Raw genomic sequence first — 16,176 nt, 5'->3', positions numbered from 1 at the left:
GGTCCTTTGGGGTTCGAGGCTTTTGCGCTCTGTTGGCGCAATGACTCGGGTTGGCGAAGGCCTGCGTGGGACGCCGGCGGGGCCCAAAGTGTATGCAGATGTAAATTCTTTGTAAATGCGAAGCTTTCGTATTTTATTTATCAACAGGACCGAGAGAAAAACTGGACGCTCCTACGCACCGTTTGGCATCGTCTCCAGCATGAAGTCGATGAATGCCCTCACCCGCGACGGCACATGTCGGGCATGCGGGTAGATCAGCCAGAATGGCCGCGTGGTCTGGCCGCAGTCCTCAAGCACTTCGACCAGCTCGCCGCGCTCCAGCTCCTCCTGCACGGTGAAGCGGTACGCCTGCATCAACCCGCCGCCGCACTTGGCCAGGGTCGCGGTGGCAAGGTAGTCCTCCAGCACCGTGAGGCTGCCGGACGTCTCGATCTCCACCACCTTGCCATTCACCCGGAACGTCCAGGGCACGCGGCGGCCGGTGCTGGGCAGCTCGAACTGGATGCACTCGTGCCCGGCTAGATCCTCCAGCGTCAGCGGCGTACCGGCACGCGCAAGGTACTCGGGCGTGGCAACCACCACGTTCTCCGCTTCCTCGAGGCGCCGCGCCACCAGGCTGGAATCCGCCGGGTCGCGGCCACGGATCGCCAGGTCGTAACCCTCATTGGCGAAGTCGATATTGCGGTTGCTGACATGCACCTCCACCTGCACCTGCGGATAACGCCGGCGGAACTCCGGCAGCCGAGGGAACAAGCGGTAATGCGCGTAGGGCGTTGGCACACTGATGCGCAGGCGCCCGGAGGCGATGCTCTGGCCGCCGCTGACCGCACGTTCGGCATCCACCAGCTGAGTCAGCGCCTGCCGGCATTGTTCGAAGTAGTTGCGGCCGTCTTCGGTCAGACGCATCTGCCGCGTGGTGCGGACGAACAGGCGCACGCCCAGGCGCTCTTCCAGCCGCGCCACCGAGCGGCTCACCGCAGCGGGCGTGATGCCGGCCCCGTTGGCGGCGGCGGTGAAGCTGCCGGTCTCCGCCGCCAGGCAGAACAGCTCGATGCTGCCCAGTTGCAGGTCGTCGAAATGGCGGGGCATGGTGCGGCTCGATTGATTACACAAGGTATCAATTCAAATGTCTTCGGCCTCATTTTTCAATCCTTGATTGCAGCCTAGATTGGCCTCCAAGACGCGGGCACACCGCCCCGCCCCACTCTCGGAGAAACCACCATGAGCAAGACCGTCATCGTCACCGGCGCCTCGAGCGGCCTCGGCTTCGCCATTGCCCGCGCCTACCTGGAGCGCGGCTACAACGTGGTCGGCAACGCCCGCACCCAGGCGCGTCTGGAGGAAGCGGCGGCCAAACTGGGCAACCCGCACAACTTCCTCGCCGTGGCCGGCGACATCGCCCAACCGGATACCGCCAGGCGCCTGTTCGCCCAGGCCATCGAGGCCTTCGGCCAGGTGGACATTCTGATCAACAATGCCGGCATCTTCATCGCCAAGCCGGTGGAGGACTACACCGAGGAAGAACTCGAAGCCATCGTCGATACCAACCTCAAGGGCTTCTTCTACCCATCGCAAGCCGCCGCGAAGCACATGGCCGCCAACCGCTCGGGTCACATCATCAGCATCACCGCCTCCATTGCCATGCAACCCAACGTGAAGGTGCCGGCGCTGCTGCCGGTGCTGATCAAGGGCGGCCTGAACAGCGCGGTGCGCGGCCTGGCCCTGGAGCTGGCGGCGTCCCACGTGCAGGTCAACGCGGTCGCACCGGGGATCATCGAAACTCCGTTGCATCCCGACGACGAAGGCACCCGAGCCTTCCTGCGCGGCCTCGCCCCCAGTGGCGAGATCGGCAGCCCGCAGGATATCGTCGACGCAGTGCTCTACCTGACCGACTCGACCTTCGTCAGCGGAACCATCCTCAACGTCGACGGTGGCTCCACCACCGGCGTCTGGTAAGCCAACCTTCACAACAACAACGGAGATCCTCCATGCCCTACGTAAACATCCAGGTCACCGACGAAGGCGTCACTGCCGACGAGCGCCGCCAGCTCATCGAAGGCGTCACCGAACTGCTGGAGCGCGTGCTGCGCAAGCCGCCGTCCACCACCTACGTGGTGATCCAGGAAATCGCCACCGACGCCTGGGGCGTGGGTGGCAAGACCGTTGCCGAGCTGAAGGCCCAGGGCAAGCACGGCAAAAGCTGACCCAGCGGGCACGCCGAGGGCTCGCCAGAGCCTTCGGCGCTTGCCATGCACCAAGTCGGTGCTGATAGGATCGGGAGCCCAACCGTTCCCACCGACAGCCGAGGCATGGAATGCTCGCCGCGCTCAAGCGTTACCCGCTACAGGTCAACCTGCTGCTGTGCGGCACCTTCCTCCTCACCATGGGCCGCGCCATCACCCTGCCCTATCTGGTGATCTACCTCTCGACCCGCTTCGGCCTGGGCGTCGACCGCATCGGCCTGATCATGGGTGGCGCGCTGTTCGGCGGCTCGCTGCTCAGCCTCTACGGCGGTTTCCTGATCGACCGGATGCCCGGCTTCCGCCTGATCCTCGGCTTCGGCAGCTGCTTCGTCGCCGCCTTCGCCGGCATGCTGCTGACCAGCCAGCTGTGGCTGTTCTTCCTGTTCCTGCTGGGTTTCAACTTCGCCTACTCGGTCACCGACGTGGTGGTGAAGACCATCTTCGGCCGCCTGCTGCCGGCCGGTGAGCAGGGCCGCGCGTTCTCCATCCGCTACACGCTGATCAACCTCGCGTACGCCATCGGCCCCTTCATCGGCGCGGCCCTGGCGCACTGGAGCCAGCACCTGCCGTTCGTGCTCTCGGCGCTTCTGGGCACCCTCTTCCTGCTCGCTTTCCTGCGCTATGGCGACCGCGGCATGCGCCCGGCCGAAGGCGTGGCGCCGCCCTCGTTCATCGCGGTGCTGGGCGTGCTGACGAAGGACCATCGGCTGATGTACTTCACCATCGGCGGCGTGCTCACCGCCGTGGTGTTCGGCCAGTTCTCCGCCTACCTGTCGCAGTACCTGGTGGCTACCGGCACGGCAGAATACGCCTACCAGGTAATCCAGACGCTGCTGGGAGTCAACGCCGTCACGGTGATCGCCCTGCAGTACCTGCTGGGCAAGCGCATCGGCAACGAGCACCTGCAACGCTGGCTGATCGTCGGCCTGGGGCTGTTCGTGCTGGGCATCGTCGGCTTCGGCCTGTCCCACAGCCTGTGGCACTGGGGGCTGGCGATGGTGGTGTTCACCCTGGGCGAGATCATCGTGATTCCCGCCGAGTACATGTTCATCGACCGCATCGCCCCGCAGCACCTGCGCGGCGTGTACTACGGCACGCAGAATCTGGCGAACCTGGGCGGTGCCTTCGGACCGATCCTGGTGGGGCTCTTCCTCTCGCTGTTTGCGCCGCACTGGGTCTTCGTCATGCTCGGTGCCTTTATCGTCGGCGGCGGGGTGTTCTATGTGCTGGGCTCCAACCTGAGCCGACGCATCGCCAGCGGGGCTTGACCTCAAGTCCACTTGAACCGGGATGCTGGTTCCATCGACTCACTCGAAGGAATCAGCCATGCCCCTCTCGACCTTCCTCACCACTATCGCCATCGGCATTGGCGCCACCCTGCTGATGGACGGCTGGACCGTCCTGCGCCGGCGCGTGCTCGGCGTGCCCTCTCTGGACTACGCCCTGGTCGGCCGCTGGATCGGCCACATGCCGCGCGGTCAGTTCCGCCACACCGCCATCGGCAAAGCCTCACCGGTAACCGGCGAACGGCCGCTGGGCTGGGCCATCCACTACCTGACCGGGATTGTCTTCGCCGTCGTGCTGGTCGCGCTGACCGGCAGCGCCTGGCTGTGCCGGCCGACCCTGCTGCCGGCGCTGCTTTTCGGCGTGGTCACCGTGGCCATGCCCTTCTTGCTGATGCAACCGGCGCTGGGCCTGGGCATCGCCGCCAGTAAGACTGCGAATCCGACCAAGGCCCGCCTGCACAGCCTGATCACCCACACGGTGTTCGGCCTGGGGCTGTACCTGAGTGCCCTCGCCCTGCGCCCGCTGGTCTGCCTCGTCTGATCAGGCGCAAGCTGGACTACCCTTGCTGCACGACCAATCCGCGCAGGAAGCCCAGGATGAGCCGCATCGTCATCGCCGACCCGCAACCCTTCGTTCGCGCCGCCCTGCGCCAGCGCCTGAACGCCGCCGGGCACGAGGTCATCGGCGAAGCCATGGACGGCCGTCATGCACACGAACTGGTGCGCCGCCTGCATCCCGACCTGCTGCTACTCGACCTCGACCTGCCGCGCCTGAGCGGGCTGGAACTGCTGCAACGCCTGCACCATGAAGTGCCCAGGCAGAAATCACTGGTGTTCACGCAACTGGCCGGCGCGCACTACCAGAGCCTGGCGTTGCGCGCGGGAGCCCGTGGCTTCGTGCACAAGAGCGACCGCCCCGAGGAGCTGGATGAGGCTGTAAGACTGGTGCTCGGCGGCCGCCAGGTGTTCCCCGCACGCCTGCCGGACGGCCTGGGCGGCGCGCCCGGATCGGACAGCCTGGGCGAACACATCACCCCACGCGAGCTCACCGTGCTGCAGTACCTGGCCCAGGGCTACCGGGTCAAGGACATCGCCGAGGCACTGGCCATCAGCGATCGCACGGTCAGTACCTACAAGACCCGCCTGCTGGAGAAGACCCAGACCGACTCGCTGATCGACCTGGTGGACGCCGCCAAGGTACGCGGGCTGCTCAGTGACGGCGTGATCGGCCACCTTTCCCATGCATCCACGCCCCCTCCCAGCAGCACCGACGAGCTCAGGCAACTGCTGGAAGTCCTGCCCAACCCGGTCAGCCTGTGGAGCACCGCAGGTACGCTGCTGTCCTGCAACCAGAGCTTTGCCGAGGTCTACCAGAAACGCCCGGACGAACTACTCGGTGCACGCGTGTTCGAGCTCGGCAAGGTCGAGCCGGCGCAGATACCCCAGGCGCAGCAGGAATTCCTCAAGGGTGCCGCAGGCGGCAAAACGTTTTCGCTGATCGTCGGCATGCGCGCGCTGGGCGAGAGTCGCACCGTGCGACTGATCGGCGTGCCATTGAAGGAAGAGTCCGGCGAGGTGATCGGTGTCCTCGCCTCTTACGTGGACATCACCGAGAACGAGCGCTACGTCGAGCGACTGCAGGAGTCCAAGGCGTACCTGGAATCGCTGTACGCCAGCCGCACTGAATTTCTCCTGAGCTCAGGCCAGGACCTGCTCGCGGAGACCGACAGCCTGGGCCACCTGCTCGCCCAAGCGCAAACCCGCCACCCCGAGGACGACGCGCTGGCCGCCGCTCACCCGCACCTGGCAACCTTGCGCGACAAGCTCGAAATCCTTCAGGAACTGATCCAGCTGGAACGCGGCACCGTGCTGGCGATCCCGCAATCCGAGGAACTCAACCGCCTGACCGAGCAGGCCCTGCGGATTACCCACCCGCAGTTGCGCTTCGAGGCCAACCCGGAGGATGTCTGGGGCTGGATCGATCCCAATCGCTACCAGCGCCTGATCAGCGTCCTGCTGCGCTGTTTCGACAAGGCCGGGATCCACCCGCTGGAGCTCACGGCCAGCGGCGCTCCCCTGCTGCATGGCGAAGTGGAATGGCGCCTAACGTTCCATGCTCCAGCCGCCGGCGATATCCGCGCCCAGCTCAGCGGCCTGGGCAGCCAGGCGCGCATTCACCTCGCCCATCGGCTGTGCCGCCTGCTGGGCGGCGAACTGGAGGTCGGCAGCCCGACCCGGGCACAGGTCGCCGCCTTGATCCAGCTCAAGCTTCCCAAGGGTAGCCCGCGCTTCTAGTGCTCCCACTACACCGCTTTCAGGCGCCCATGATGGGGACCCCAGCGGCCTGATCCGATGCTTGCGCCATAGCCCTCTCGCTATGGAGCCGCATCATGAAAAGCCGTAGAAAAACCTCTTTGTGCACCACGCCCCTCGCCCACCTGCGCCGCTCACGCCTGGCCCAGGCTATCAGCCTGGTGCTGGCCAGCCTGTTCAGCCTGCGGATGATCGAGGCCGAAGCCGAGGACAGTGTCGTCGAGGCCGACACCGAGGATCTCAACCAGCCCTCCGAGGCCGGCGCGGTGTTCGACCCGCCCGCCCCCTCCTACCTGGACCTGGCGCTGCAGGCAGCCCATGAGGCGCCGGCGGTGTTCGCCAGCCGTGCCTTGCTCGGCGCTCTGCCATCCATGGTGAACGTGGCTGCCGCCGGCGCCGTCGGGATCGTGGATGGCACCCATGACAATGTCACCGTGAAGCTCGCCGCCGCGTCCACCACAGGTCTGAAGGTCGAAGGCGGCGACAGCCTGGTGTTCGGCAACGGCAGCATCGTGAGCAGCGCCAACACCGCCCCGAACGCACTGGGTCAGGCCGGTGCGCAGGTCGGCGACAACAGCTCCCTGTCGATCGCCTCCAGCAGCATCCTGCTCGACCCGAAGACCACCACGGGTGCGGCCATTACCGCCAGCAACCTGACCGGCCTGCGCGTCGGCACCAATGGCGATGCGCGGTTGAGCAACGTCGACGTGCTGGTGGGCGGCGGCGCCAAGGGCAACAACAACCTCGGCATCGCGGTCGATGGCGGATCGCTGGCGATGGCCGGCGGCTCGATCACCACCCAGTCCTGGGGCGCCCGGGGCCTCTCGCTGGACAACAACGCCCGCGCCACGCTCGACACTGTAGCCATCGCCACCTCCGGTGCACGCAGCACCACCACTGGCGGCGCCCACGGCGTGACCCTGGGCGCGGGAAGCCATCTTGACGCCCAGGGCGCCACGATCACCACCAGCGGCGGCTCCGCGTATGGCGTGCGGGCGGACGGCGACTCCAGCGCCAAGCTGAGCCACAGTGCCATCAGCACCTCCGGGGGCAACGGCCACGCCGTGGTGGCCGACGGCGCAGGCACCCGCATCGATTTCCACGAAGGCTCGCTCGATACCACGGGCAAAGGCTCGGTAGGCATCTGGGCGCGCAATGCAGCCCAGGTGCACCTCGATAGCGACACCAGCGTCAGCACCAGCGGCGCAGCAGTGTCCTCGGCGGCGCCGGTGGATGGCGAAAAACCCTTGAGCCTCAGCCATGGTCTGCTCGCCAGCGGCAACGGTACGAGCATCGAGGCGCAGCAAGCCACGGTGCGCACCAGCGCCGGCAGCGCCAGCGCGGCGCGCGCCGAAGACGGCGCCAGGATCACGCTCGACCGCAGCGCTATCCAGGCCAGCGGCGGCGCCACGACCACCACGACAACGGCGGCCTTGCATGCCCTGGGCGGCGGCCAGATCGAAGCGACGAGCAGCGTTCTCACCGTTTCCGGAAACAACGTCGGTGGCGTGCGCGCCGAAGGACCGGGCAGCAGTGTGCTGCTCAAGGACAGCCGTGCGACGGTGCAGGGGGCCGGCGGTGTTGCCAACCCTGCCGCTGGCGCGCGGGCCATGGCAGGCGGCAGCGTGACGGTGGAGAACTCCGTGCTGGACGTGCATGGGCTGACCTACGGCCATGGCGTCTCCATCGAAGGCGCGGGCTCCACGGGCACTGTCGCGCGCTCGGACATCAAGGTAGACGGCAATCGCTCCATCGGCGTGAACATCAGCGGCGGCGGCATTGCAGCCGTCAGCAACAGCCGCATCTCGGTGGACGCCCAGCCAGGGGCTGCCGGCCCGTGGTCCCCCGGAGTGATGGTAGAAGGCGCCGGCTCCGTCCTGAAGATGACCGCGAGCGACGTCACCACCACCCCCAAAACCAGCTACGGTGTCCAGGTGCGCGAAGGTGCCGACGTCGAGATTAAGCAGGGCAGCATCACCACCTCAGGCAATTACTCCACCGCGCTGGGGGCCGGCAGTTCCTCCCTCGTCGCCCCCGGCTCAACCCTGACCGTCAGCGACGTCACCGTCAGCACTCACGGCAACGACAACGCCATGGGTATCATCGCCGACCTGGGCGCCACCGTGACCGTCCACGGCGGCTCGGTGACCACCACCGGCAACGGCTCGCCGGTCGCCAGCAACCTGACCTTCCCCCACGCCCTGACGGCACGCAATCCCGGCGCCCTGCTGGTGGCCGACGGCACCAGCGTGCTGACCCAGGGCTCGCAGGCCTACGGCGCAGCGGTGGACGATGGCGGCAGCATGCAGCTGAGCAACCTCAGCGTGAAGACCGAAGGCCAATACTCGGTCGGCCTGTACGCCGGGATCGGCTCAGCCAAACCGGGAGCCGTAAGCCTCAACGCCGATCACGTCACCGTGCAGACCCTCGGAGATCATGCGGGCGGTGCACTGGTCAGCCGGCAGCACAAGGACGAAACCGCCACGCTGAACCTGAGCAACAGCAGCATCGCCACCCAGGGCATCCAGTCCCACGGTCTGCGCGCGGAATCCGGCGCTCTGCTCGACGCCGCCAACAGTACCGTGAGCACCAGCGGCAGCCAGGCGCTGGGCGTCATGGCCAGCAACAAGGCCGAGGTGCAACTTGACGGCGTCAGCGTCGACACGCGCGGCGATCTCGGCCACGGCGTGGTAGCCAAGCAAGGCGGCCACGTCGACGCGAGCTCGGTGGTGGTCGCCGCCCACGGCCAACAATCTGCCGCCCTCTACGCCCAAGGTACCGAGGCGTTGCCCGGCCAGGTACAGATGGATCGCGCCACATTGAGCAACCGCGATGGCGCCACCATCGCGACTGCCGGCTCGGCCGACATCGCCCTCTCCCGCACCCTGGCCGGCGGCAGCGGGCAATGGCTGCACGTGGACAGCTCGGTGGCCAGCGACGGCAGCGCCATTCCCGACATGGGCACCGGCCAATGGCAAGGCGTCGGCAAGAGCGAGGATGCCGCCGGCAATGCACGCATCGACCTGTCCAGCTCGATCGTCGTCGGCTCGGCACAAACAGCCACCGGCAGTCACTCCGACGTCATCCTGCGCGACACCAGCCTGTGGCAGCTCACCGGCGACTCCAACCTGAGCAGCCTGACCAACGCCGACAGCCTGATCGACTTCAGCGCAGACGGCGGCTACAAGAAACTCACCACCAACGACTACCACGGCGCCAATGGCACCCTGACCCTGAACACCTACCTGTACAAGGACGACTCGCCTTCCGACCAGTTGGTGATCGACGGCGGCCAGGCCACCGGCGAGAGCAACCTGCGCATCAAGAATGCCGGCGGCCCCGGCGCTCTCACTGAAGGCAACGGCATCAAGGTGGTCGACGCGGTCAACGGCGGCACCACCGAGGCCGACGCCTTCCGCCTGCTCAACCGGGTCAAGGCCGGTCCCTATGAATACACCTTGCATCGCGCCAGCCTCGACGACAGCAACGCCCAGGCGTGGTACCTGCGCTCGACCCAGGACGCACCGCCAGTGGACCCTGTCGACCCTGTCGATCCCGTGGAACCGGTCATCCCCGGCGAACCGACCGACCCGCTGCCGGTCGATCCGCGCACACCCGACCCGGTACCGCAGAAGCCCAACTACCGCGCCGAGACCTCGCTCTACAGCGCCCTCCCCGCCATGGCGCTGAACTACAGCCGCGCGCTGGTCGATACTCTGCACGAGCGCGTCGGCGAGGAGCGCCGCAACGTCAACGAGCCGCTGCCCGCTGAAGCGGTCGAGGACTACGGTCCGTCACTGGGCTGGGGCCGACTGATCTACCAGAAAGGCAAGGACAGCCTGGGCAACGGCGCGGACTACGACTACCGCATCCAGGCCTTCCAGGTCGGCGCCGACCTCTATCGCCACGAAGACACCGACGGCAGCACCGATCAGGCTGGCCTGTCTCTGCAGGCCGGGCGCATCAACGGCAGTGTCGATCACAGCAACGGCCAGGACGCCGGCGACGATACGTTGCGCTCCTACGGCATCGGCGGTTACTGGACGCACTTCGGGCCCAAGGGCTGGTATCTGGACGGTGTGCTGCAACTAAACCGCTTCGACCTCAAGGCCAGCGGCAACGAAAGCAACTCGCTCAAGACCCGTGGCCATGGCGTCACCGCCTCCCTGGAAGCTGGCTACCCACTCAAGCTCGATTCGGACAAGACCCTGCACGTGGAACCACAGGCTCAACTGATCGTCAGCAAACTCAAACTCGATAACAGCCATGACGACGCCGCCGACGTGCGCTTCGATGACGTGGACTCCCTCACCGGGCGCCTGGGTGTACGCATCGACAAGGACTGGTTCCGCGAGGACGACAAGGGCAAGCAGCAACGCACCAGCGTCTGGGTTCGTCCGAGCGTCTGGCACGAGTTCAAGGGCAAGGCCAAGACCGAGTTTTCCTCGGCGGACGGCTACATCCCCTTCGGCGCCGAGATGGACGGCAGCTGGGGCGAGCTCAACCTGGGCGTGGACTACCAGCTCAATGATCGGACCAGCGTCACCGGTTCGCTCGGATATCAGAAATCCTTCGATGGCGAAGGCCGCAGCTACGAGGGCATCCTCGGTATCAAGGTGAAATTCTGAAATTTTGAATCCTCGACCGCGCAGCCGCGCTGCGCTTTCTTTCTCATTCCCCAGTACAGGAAATCGTCATGCAAAACCCTGACTTTCTCGCCCTGCGCACGGTTCGCTCCACCGCCTACAACAACGAAGTGGCCGCGGAGCTGCTGCGCGAACTGGCACCCTTCATCGCCAATGCCGAACTCAACCGCCGCCTGCGTTGCGCCACCCGCCAGCTGCTGCGCGATGCCGATGCGCTGGAAGGGGCGTATCAGCAGATGGCTGCGCCGGGGCATTGAGCCCAACCCACGCAGGCCCGCTCCTACAAATGAAAAAGCCTCGCTGACGCGGGGCTTTTGTAGGAGCGAGCTTGCTCGCGAACAGATGTCCAGACAGCTCCTGCGCTCAGGCGTGCTGCGCGCCCGCCCGCTTGAGCAGTTGCTTGCAACGCTCGGACAGATGCACCACGCGCAGGTGCTTGCCGGCCTTGGCGTAGCGCTCGCGCAGGGTCATCAGCGCGGCGATGGCCGAGTAATCGACAAAGCTCAGATGCGCGCAGTCCAGGGTAACCATCTGCGGATCGCCTGCCGGGTCGAACTGGTTCAGGAAAGGCGTGGTGGACGCGAAGAACAGCGTGCCGTGGACGCGGTACAGCTTGCTGCCGTCAGCGTCTTCATGGACGTCCGCATACAGTTCGCGGGCGTGCTTCCAGGCAAAGTCCAGCGCCGCCAGGATGATCCCGCAGAACACCGCTGTCGCCAGGTCGGTGGCGACGGTGATGGCAGTCACCGCGATGATCACCAGCACGTCGCTCAACGGCACCTTGTTCAACACTCGCAGCGAAGCCCAGGCGAAGGTCTGCTGAGACACCACGAACATCACGCCCACCAGCGCCGCCAGCGGAATCCGCTCGATCAGCGGCGAGAGGAACAGCACGAAGAGCAGGATCATCACCCCCGCCACCACGCCGGAAAGCCGGCCGCGGCCGCCGGAGCTGAGGTTGATCACCGTCTGCCCGATCATCGCGCAACCGCCCATGCCGCCGAAGGCACCGGAGACCATGTTGGCCGCGCCCAGAGCCATACACTCGCGGTCCGGGAAGCCGCGGGTCTCGGTGATTTCGTCGGTCAGGTTCAGCGTCAGCAGGGTTTCCAGGATGCCGACCATCGCCATGAGGAAGGCGTAGGGCGCGATGATGCGCAGCGTCTCCAGGTTCCACGGAATATCGGGCAACGCGAACTGCGGCAGGCCGCCGGCGATGTGCGCCATGTCGCCCAGGGTGCGGGTCGGCAGGCCGAGCAGGTAGACCGCCAGCCCGACGCCGAGGATCGCCACCAGCGCCGGCGGCACCGCGCGTGTCAGCTTCGGCAGCAGATAGACCACCGCCATGGTCAGCGCTACCAGGGCCAGCATCACGTACAGCGGGTTACCGCTGAGCCAATGCTCGCCGTCCTTGAAGTGCTCCAGCTGCGCCAGGGCGATGACGATGGCCAGGCCGTTGACGAAGCCCAGCATCACCGGGTGCGGCACCATGCGCACCAGCTTGCCCAGGCGCAGCAGGCCGAACAGCATCATCACCACCCCGCCCAGCAGCACCGTGGCCAGCAGGTACTGCACGCCGTGTTGCACCACCAGCGCGACTATCACCACCGCCATCGAGCCGGCGGCGCCGGTGACCATGCCGGGGCGGCCGCCGAACAGCGCCGTCAAGGTGCAGAGGATAAAGGCGCCATACAGGCCCATCAGCGGGTTGAGGTGGGCGACCAGGGCGAAGGCGATGCACTCGGGCACCAGCGCGAAGGACGTGGTGAGTCCGGCCAGGACATCGGCACGCAGGCGGGCGGGTTTCATTTTCTACTCGGAACGGGGACTGCGAAGGGGCCGCCATGGTACGGAAAACCGCCCTGCCCGGCCACTCGCGCTTCCCGCACGGCAACTGTGCTCCCCTCACGGCATACAGGCACTGAGCCGCGCTTTTTAGTCAGTTGCCCCGGAGCGCATTTTATCGGCAGGTCTCGTTGAGGCGGATGACAGCTAATGGTGCGCACCGTGTTATTCGCCCTGCGGGTGCCGCCATGGTCAGACGTTCAGCCCCTGTTCGCGCTCCAGGTCGATCAGCCGCGTGGTGGGGCCGTCGGCGCGCAGGCGCTCCGTGACCAGTGGCGGCCAGTTGCCTCGGGAGCGGCGTTTGGCGGCGGCATAGGTAAGGTCCTGAATCTTGAAAATCGGAAACAGCATCAGGGATAAAACAAGCATCACGAAGTCGGTGAGGCGAGGCTTCTTACTGATGCCATTGGATTCCTGGCCCCGGATAATCCGCCAATAACGTGCGGCGCTATCGGACAGACGGAACTTCCCAATCTCCACCGCTTCTTTGACGTGGGCATCTGACTCGCTGTGCTGGCCGTTCTCATCAAACCAAGGGCCGTTGTCCATATACGCCTGCAACCAGGCCCACAGCCCCTGCTGCATTTCCAGTCTCCGGCCCATGGGGGGAACCAGGGATATGAACAGCGCCTGCTCGGCATCGCCATAGCGCCGCACCACGGTTTCCAGGGTAGCGTTATCCATGCCACCACTGTGCGGCCCCACGGTCATGAACTGACAGGCCACGGCCTGTGCCTCGTCCCAGGGCATGTGGTACAGCTCGCCATCGTGGTCGTAATAGATTTCGCGGGTGCGGCGGTTGAACAGAATGGGCAAGGGTAGCGGTTGACTGATTTCCCAGAGAAAGGCGGGGACAACCAGCGCCAGACTAAAAGTCAGCATCATCCCCGCGCTCTGCCAATCGCTATCCAAGGCGAATAGCACTGTAAAGAACGACATACCCAGCGCGATAAACCCCATCACGCCCGTAGGCATCCCTCGGTAAGTCTCCCCCCCCGCCTTCAGTGCCAAGTAGTGCTCGGTATGTTCCTCGGTAACGAACATTTCCCACGGCTGCTGCCCGGTGGGCTCATTGGCCTTGAGGATGACGCCGGGAGTATTGCCGTGGCGCAGCAAGGCCTGCTGCATCAATGCATTCAGATCCACAGACGTTCCTCCACATCCAACGGGGGCAGTACCAGGCCCGGTTGCGGGCTGTAGTGCAATACGCCCGTGAGCGCCGCCAGGGTGCGTTTGCCCTCCGGGTGGTAGACGCGCCGATACAGCGGTTTGTAGGCCTTCCAGTTCAGCTCGCTATTGATGACGGCATCGAAGTCGCGCAGCGTCCAGATCACCGGCCGGGACTGCGAGTCGACGCCCGGCAGGTATTCCCAGCCTTCCATTCCGGAAAATTCCACTTGGGCGTCGTCGGGCAGGAAGGCGCCGCCGGTGTACAGCAGCAGGTAGACGGAAGAAATGGTGTCTCCGCTGTAGGGATGGGTTTCATTGAGGCGGTGCAGGCTGAGGCCGATCGGGAACAGGATGCTGTAGAGCCTGTCCAGGGTCGCCGGGCCGTTCGCCGCCCAGTCGGCCGGGTTGCGGCCAAAGCGGTTCTGCTTGAGCCAGGCTTCCAGCGGGGTGTGCTGCACGTACCTGTCGAGGAACACACCGCCAACTACCATCAGGGTCAGCGCCAGGCCCTTGGCGGCCAGGTGCGGGGCGACGCGCAGGCCGGCCTCCAACGCTCGTACTTCACCCAGCAGCACCGCCGCCCGGGCGGCGCGCAATTCACGGTACAGCTGCATGCTGTTGCGCACCAGCAAGCCCGAAGCCGCCGACTGTCCGCTCCGGATGCCGCCACTGGCATAGTCGCCGGCCAGGTAGGCCTCCAGGGCATCCATACCGTAGAGCAGTACATCGAAGGCAGCAGTGGCAGCTTGTAGAAAAGCAGTTAACGCGCCAGCCCCTAGGGCGGTGGCAAGCGTTTCCTTGGCAGACTTGGACGTCGCACCGCTGCTTGTTACCGCCTGCTCCCAACTACTTTCCGCCAGTTTCTGGAACACGGCGGAAGTAGCAGTGACTACACCTGTAAAGCCACCCGCAGCAGCGACTCCACTTTTCATATCGCGTTTTTTATAAAGCTGAATTCCAGATACGGCAAAATTCACCCCCGCCGCCCCCACCAGCACAATCTTCAACTGCGCCGCCTTGAGATTGTCGAGGTTGAGCAGCCGGCTCAGCGGTTGGCCGCCGCCCAATGGCGGGGGCACAGGCGGCAGGTTTTTCGCCGCGCTGGCTGCCAGGGGATAGACAAAGGGCAAGCCCGTGGGGCGAGGTGGCGTGACGCCCATGCGGCCGGGCGCATGGGCCTTGGCGGCGGGCATGCGGGTGCCCAGGGTATGGCTGAGCCATTCGCCGTATTGCTCGGCGCTGACGCTGGCCACGGCCAGGCGCTGGCCGCCACGCGCCAGGGCGGCGCTGAAATAACGCTGGGCGGCGCGGCTTTCCGCGCTGGCGGCCTGGCTGGCGCGCGGCGCGCCGGCAGCGAAGACGGTCGCCAGGGCATTGAACAACGTCTGGCCGGCGGCGCCGAGCCTGTCGCCGCTATGCGGCAAAAGATTGTCGGCGGCACGGTTGAGGCCCAGAGCCCAGCGCTGCAAGGCCGCCAGCAACTCGGGGCCGTCACCGATACCGCCATCGAGCAGGCCCAACAGGTTGTTGATCTCGCCAATGCCCAAGCGTCGGGTTACCCCCAGCACAGCCCAGAGCAGCCAGGGCTTGTGCTCGCCATGTTCGCGGCCCAGTTCCTCGGTGATGGCCTTGAGCCCCAGGCTGGTGGAGGCCGGCCCAAGGCACGCGGCGGCGAAGTGGGCCTGCAGGTCTTCGCGGGCCTCCTCCCGGGTGATATCGAAGTGCCCACAGGCCGAATCGAGGCTCTGCGGGCCCTGCCCGGCAAGGGTGGCGAACCCGTCTGCCCAGATCTGGCCAAGCTGGCGCAGGGCCTGTTCGTGGCGCTCCTCGGCCTGTTGCTGTTCGGCCCAGGTACGCTCCAGGCGTGGATAGTCGGTCATCGCCGGCAGGTCGCGGGCCGTCTTCGGATCATGCTCGGCGAGGGAGCGGATCAGTCCGGCGATGTGCCAGTCCTCTCCGCGAATCTGACGGATATCCTGGGCGGCTTGTTGGCTCAGGCGCATCAGTTTGGCCAGGTCGAGCTGTACTCCCCAGGGATCATCGATGATGACGTAGGCCTGTTGCTCGCATTCACGCATGTTCCTGAGCAGTTTGAGCCTGTCGGGCACGTAGTGTTCTGGGTCCGTCCAGTCGTAGTACTCCGGCTCGTGGTAGTCGGCGATGTTCTCCTTGAAGCCGGCAACCTGGCCGCCATAGGGCGCGGCGCCGGGCGTGATGTCACGCATGATGCGCTGACGCACCTCGGGCCTTTCCCGCGCGCTGAGAAACTGCGCGTCACTCCATTGGACTGGCGACCAGACCAGGCTGGCGGGCTCCCCGGCGAAGCAGATCAGGTAAGGCTTGGTGCGGGTGTCGATGGCTCGTCCACCACGGTCGGTCTGGCCCAGTTGCGCACGTTCGACGCGGTATTCGGCCAGGGCGTTCTTGTGCCATAGGTAAAGCCAGCCATCGCGCAGCAGGCGTGCGGTGTAGTTGAGGTTGCGGCCCTCCTCCGTGAGCGGCTTCACGCGGGGGCCAAGGTCTGGAAATCTGCCCTGCAGCTGCGGCAGGTTGTAGGCACTGACATCCAGGGGCTGCTCACTCGGCCCGATGGCGTAACGCAGGGGCAGGATGGCGGTCAGCAAGGGGCAGGCAGCTACGTTCAGGTCAGTTGGTGCTTGTTGGTGCACAGCG

At 65.8% G+C, this 16,176-nt stretch carries 11 protein-coding genes; 7 read left to right on the top strand and 4 right to left on the bottom strand.

Features of this window, described 5'->3' with window-relative positions; all coding sequences use genetic code 11:
* Positions 1 to 171 precede the first annotated feature (171 nt).
* Positions 172 to 1,089: a LysR family transcriptional regulator gene (locus IB274_RS05155; RefSeq protein WP_192430983.1), complete on the bottom strand. Its 918-nt coding sequence runs from the start codon at positions 1,087 to 1,089 to the stop codon at positions 172 to 174.
* 132 nt (positions 1,090 to 1,221) lie between these two features.
* Here IB274_RS05155 and IB274_RS05150 point away from each other — a divergent pair, with 132 nt between their 5' ends.
* From IB274_RS05150 to IB274_RS05120, 7 genes are all read left to right on the top strand, one after another.
* Positions 1,222 to 1,956: an SDR family NAD(P)-dependent oxidoreductase gene (locus tag IB274_RS05150; protein ID WP_192430982.1), complete on the top strand. Its 735-nt coding sequence runs from the start codon at positions 1,222 to 1,224 to the stop codon at positions 1,954 to 1,956.
* A gap of 32 nt (positions 1,957 to 1,988) precedes the next feature.
* Positions 1,989 to 2,204, top strand: coding sequence for a tautomerase family protein (locus IB274_RS05145; RefSeq protein WP_192430981.1), 216 nt, complete (start codon positions 1,989 to 1,991; stop codon positions 2,202 to 2,204).
* A 110-nt stretch (positions 2,205 to 2,314) separates the two neighbouring features.
* Complete coding sequence (locus tag IB274_RS05140) at positions 2,315 to 3,511, top strand: MFS transporter (RefSeq protein ID WP_192430980.1); 1,197 nt, start codon at positions 2,315 to 2,317, stop codon at positions 3,509 to 3,511.
* A 58-nt stretch (positions 3,512 to 3,569) separates the two neighbouring features.
* Positions 3,570 to 4,070, top strand: coding sequence for a DUF2938 domain-containing protein (locus IB274_RS05135; RefSeq protein WP_192430979.1), 501 nt, complete (start codon positions 3,570 to 3,572; stop codon positions 4,068 to 4,070).
* Between the two features lie 56 nt (positions 4,071 to 4,126).
* Entirely contained in the window at positions 4,127 to 5,824 is a 1,698-nt protein-coding gene (locus IB274_RS05130; RefSeq protein ID WP_192430978.1) for a response regulator, read from the top strand.
* A 95-nt stretch (positions 5,825 to 5,919) separates the two neighbouring features.
* The gene (locus IB274_RS05125) at positions 5,920 to 10,470 is read left to right on the top strand and encodes an autotransporter outer membrane beta-barrel domain-containing protein (protein WP_192430977.1); all 4,551 of its coding nucleotides are present in this window, start codon (positions 5,920 to 5,922) and stop codon (positions 10,468 to 10,470) included.
* 68 nt (positions 10,471 to 10,538) lie between these two features.
* Positions 10,539 to 10,745 carry a hypothetical protein gene (locus IB274_RS05120; protein ID WP_192430976.1) on the top strand — a complete coding sequence of 69 codons (207 nt, stop codon included), beginning with the start codon at positions 10,539 to 10,541 and terminating at the stop codon, positions 10,743 to 10,745.
* A 106-nt stretch (positions 10,746 to 10,851) separates the two neighbouring features.
* Here IB274_RS05120 and IB274_RS05115 read toward each other — a convergent pair whose 3' ends face one another.
* The 3 genes from IB274_RS05115 to IB274_RS05105 all read right to left on the bottom strand — a co-directional run bounded on the left by IB274_RS05115 (position 10,852) and on the right by IB274_RS05105 (position 16,172).
* Positions 10,852 to 12,297 (bottom strand): SulP family inorganic anion transporter, encoded by a 1,446-nt coding sequence (locus tag IB274_RS05115; protein WP_192430975.1) that lies wholly within the window; start codon positions 12,295 to 12,297, stop codon positions 10,852 to 10,854.
* Positions 12,298 to 12,525: 228 nt separating this feature from the next.
* Positions 12,526 to 13,479, bottom strand: coding sequence for a hypothetical protein (locus IB274_RS05110; protein WP_192430974.1), 954 nt, complete (start codon positions 13,477 to 13,479; stop codon positions 12,526 to 12,528).
* Positions 13,470 to 16,172 carry a toxin VasX gene (locus IB274_RS05105; RefSeq protein WP_192430973.1) on the bottom strand — a complete coding sequence of 901 codons (2,703 nt, stop codon included), beginning with the start codon at positions 16,170 to 16,172 and terminating at the stop codon, positions 13,470 to 13,472. The genes IB274_RS05110 and IB274_RS05105 overlap by 10 nt, the downstream gene beginning before the upstream one ends.
* Positions 16,173 to 16,176 lie beyond the last annotated feature (4 nt).

The sequence above is a fragment of the Pseudomonas sp. PDM18 genome, from assembly GCF_014852585.1.
In the GTDB taxonomy this organism is placed as follows: Bacteria; Pseudomonadota; Gammaproteobacteria; order Pseudomonadales; family Pseudomonadaceae; genus Pseudomonas.
The sequence above is the reverse complement of the archived record's forward strand: the minus strand, read 5'-3'. Positions and strand labels throughout refer to the sequence as shown.

Excerpts from the sequence above, each read along its gene's own strand:
- IB274_RS05120 (WP_192430976.1), top strand. The coding sequence starts at position 10,539 with ATGCAAAACCCTGACTTTCTCGCCCTGCGCACGGTTCGCTCCACCGCC.
- IB274_RS05135 (WP_192430979.1), top strand. The coding sequence starts at position 3,570 with ATGCCCCTCTCGACCTTCCTCACCACTATCGCCATCGGCATTGGCGCC.
- IB274_RS05125 (WP_192430977.1), top strand. The coding sequence starts at position 5,920 with ATGAAAAGCCGTAGAAAAACCTCTTTGTGCACCACGCCCCTCGCCCAC.
- IB274_RS05115 (WP_192430975.1), bottom strand. The coding sequence starts at position 12,297 with ATGAAACCCGCCCGCCTGCGTGCCGATGTCCTGGCCGGACTCACCACG.
- IB274_RS05130 (WP_192430978.1), top strand. The coding sequence starts at position 4,127 with ATGAGCCGCATCGTCATCGCCGACCCGCAACCCTTCGTTCGCGCCGCC.
- IB274_RS05150 (WP_192430982.1), top strand. The coding sequence starts at position 1,222 with ATGAGCAAGACCGTCATCGTCACCGGCGCCTCGAGCGGCCTCGGCTTC.
- IB274_RS05140 (WP_192430980.1), top strand. The coding sequence starts at position 2,315 with ATGCTCGCCGCGCTCAAGCGTTACCCGCTACAGGTCAACCTGCTGCTG.
- IB274_RS05155 (WP_192430983.1), bottom strand. The coding sequence starts at position 1,089 with ATGCCCCGCCATTTCGACGACCTGCAACTGGGCAGCATCGAGCTGTTC.
- IB274_RS05145 (WP_192430981.1), top strand. The coding sequence starts at position 1,989 with ATGCCCTACGTAAACATCCAGGTCACCGACGAAGGCGTCACTGCCGAC.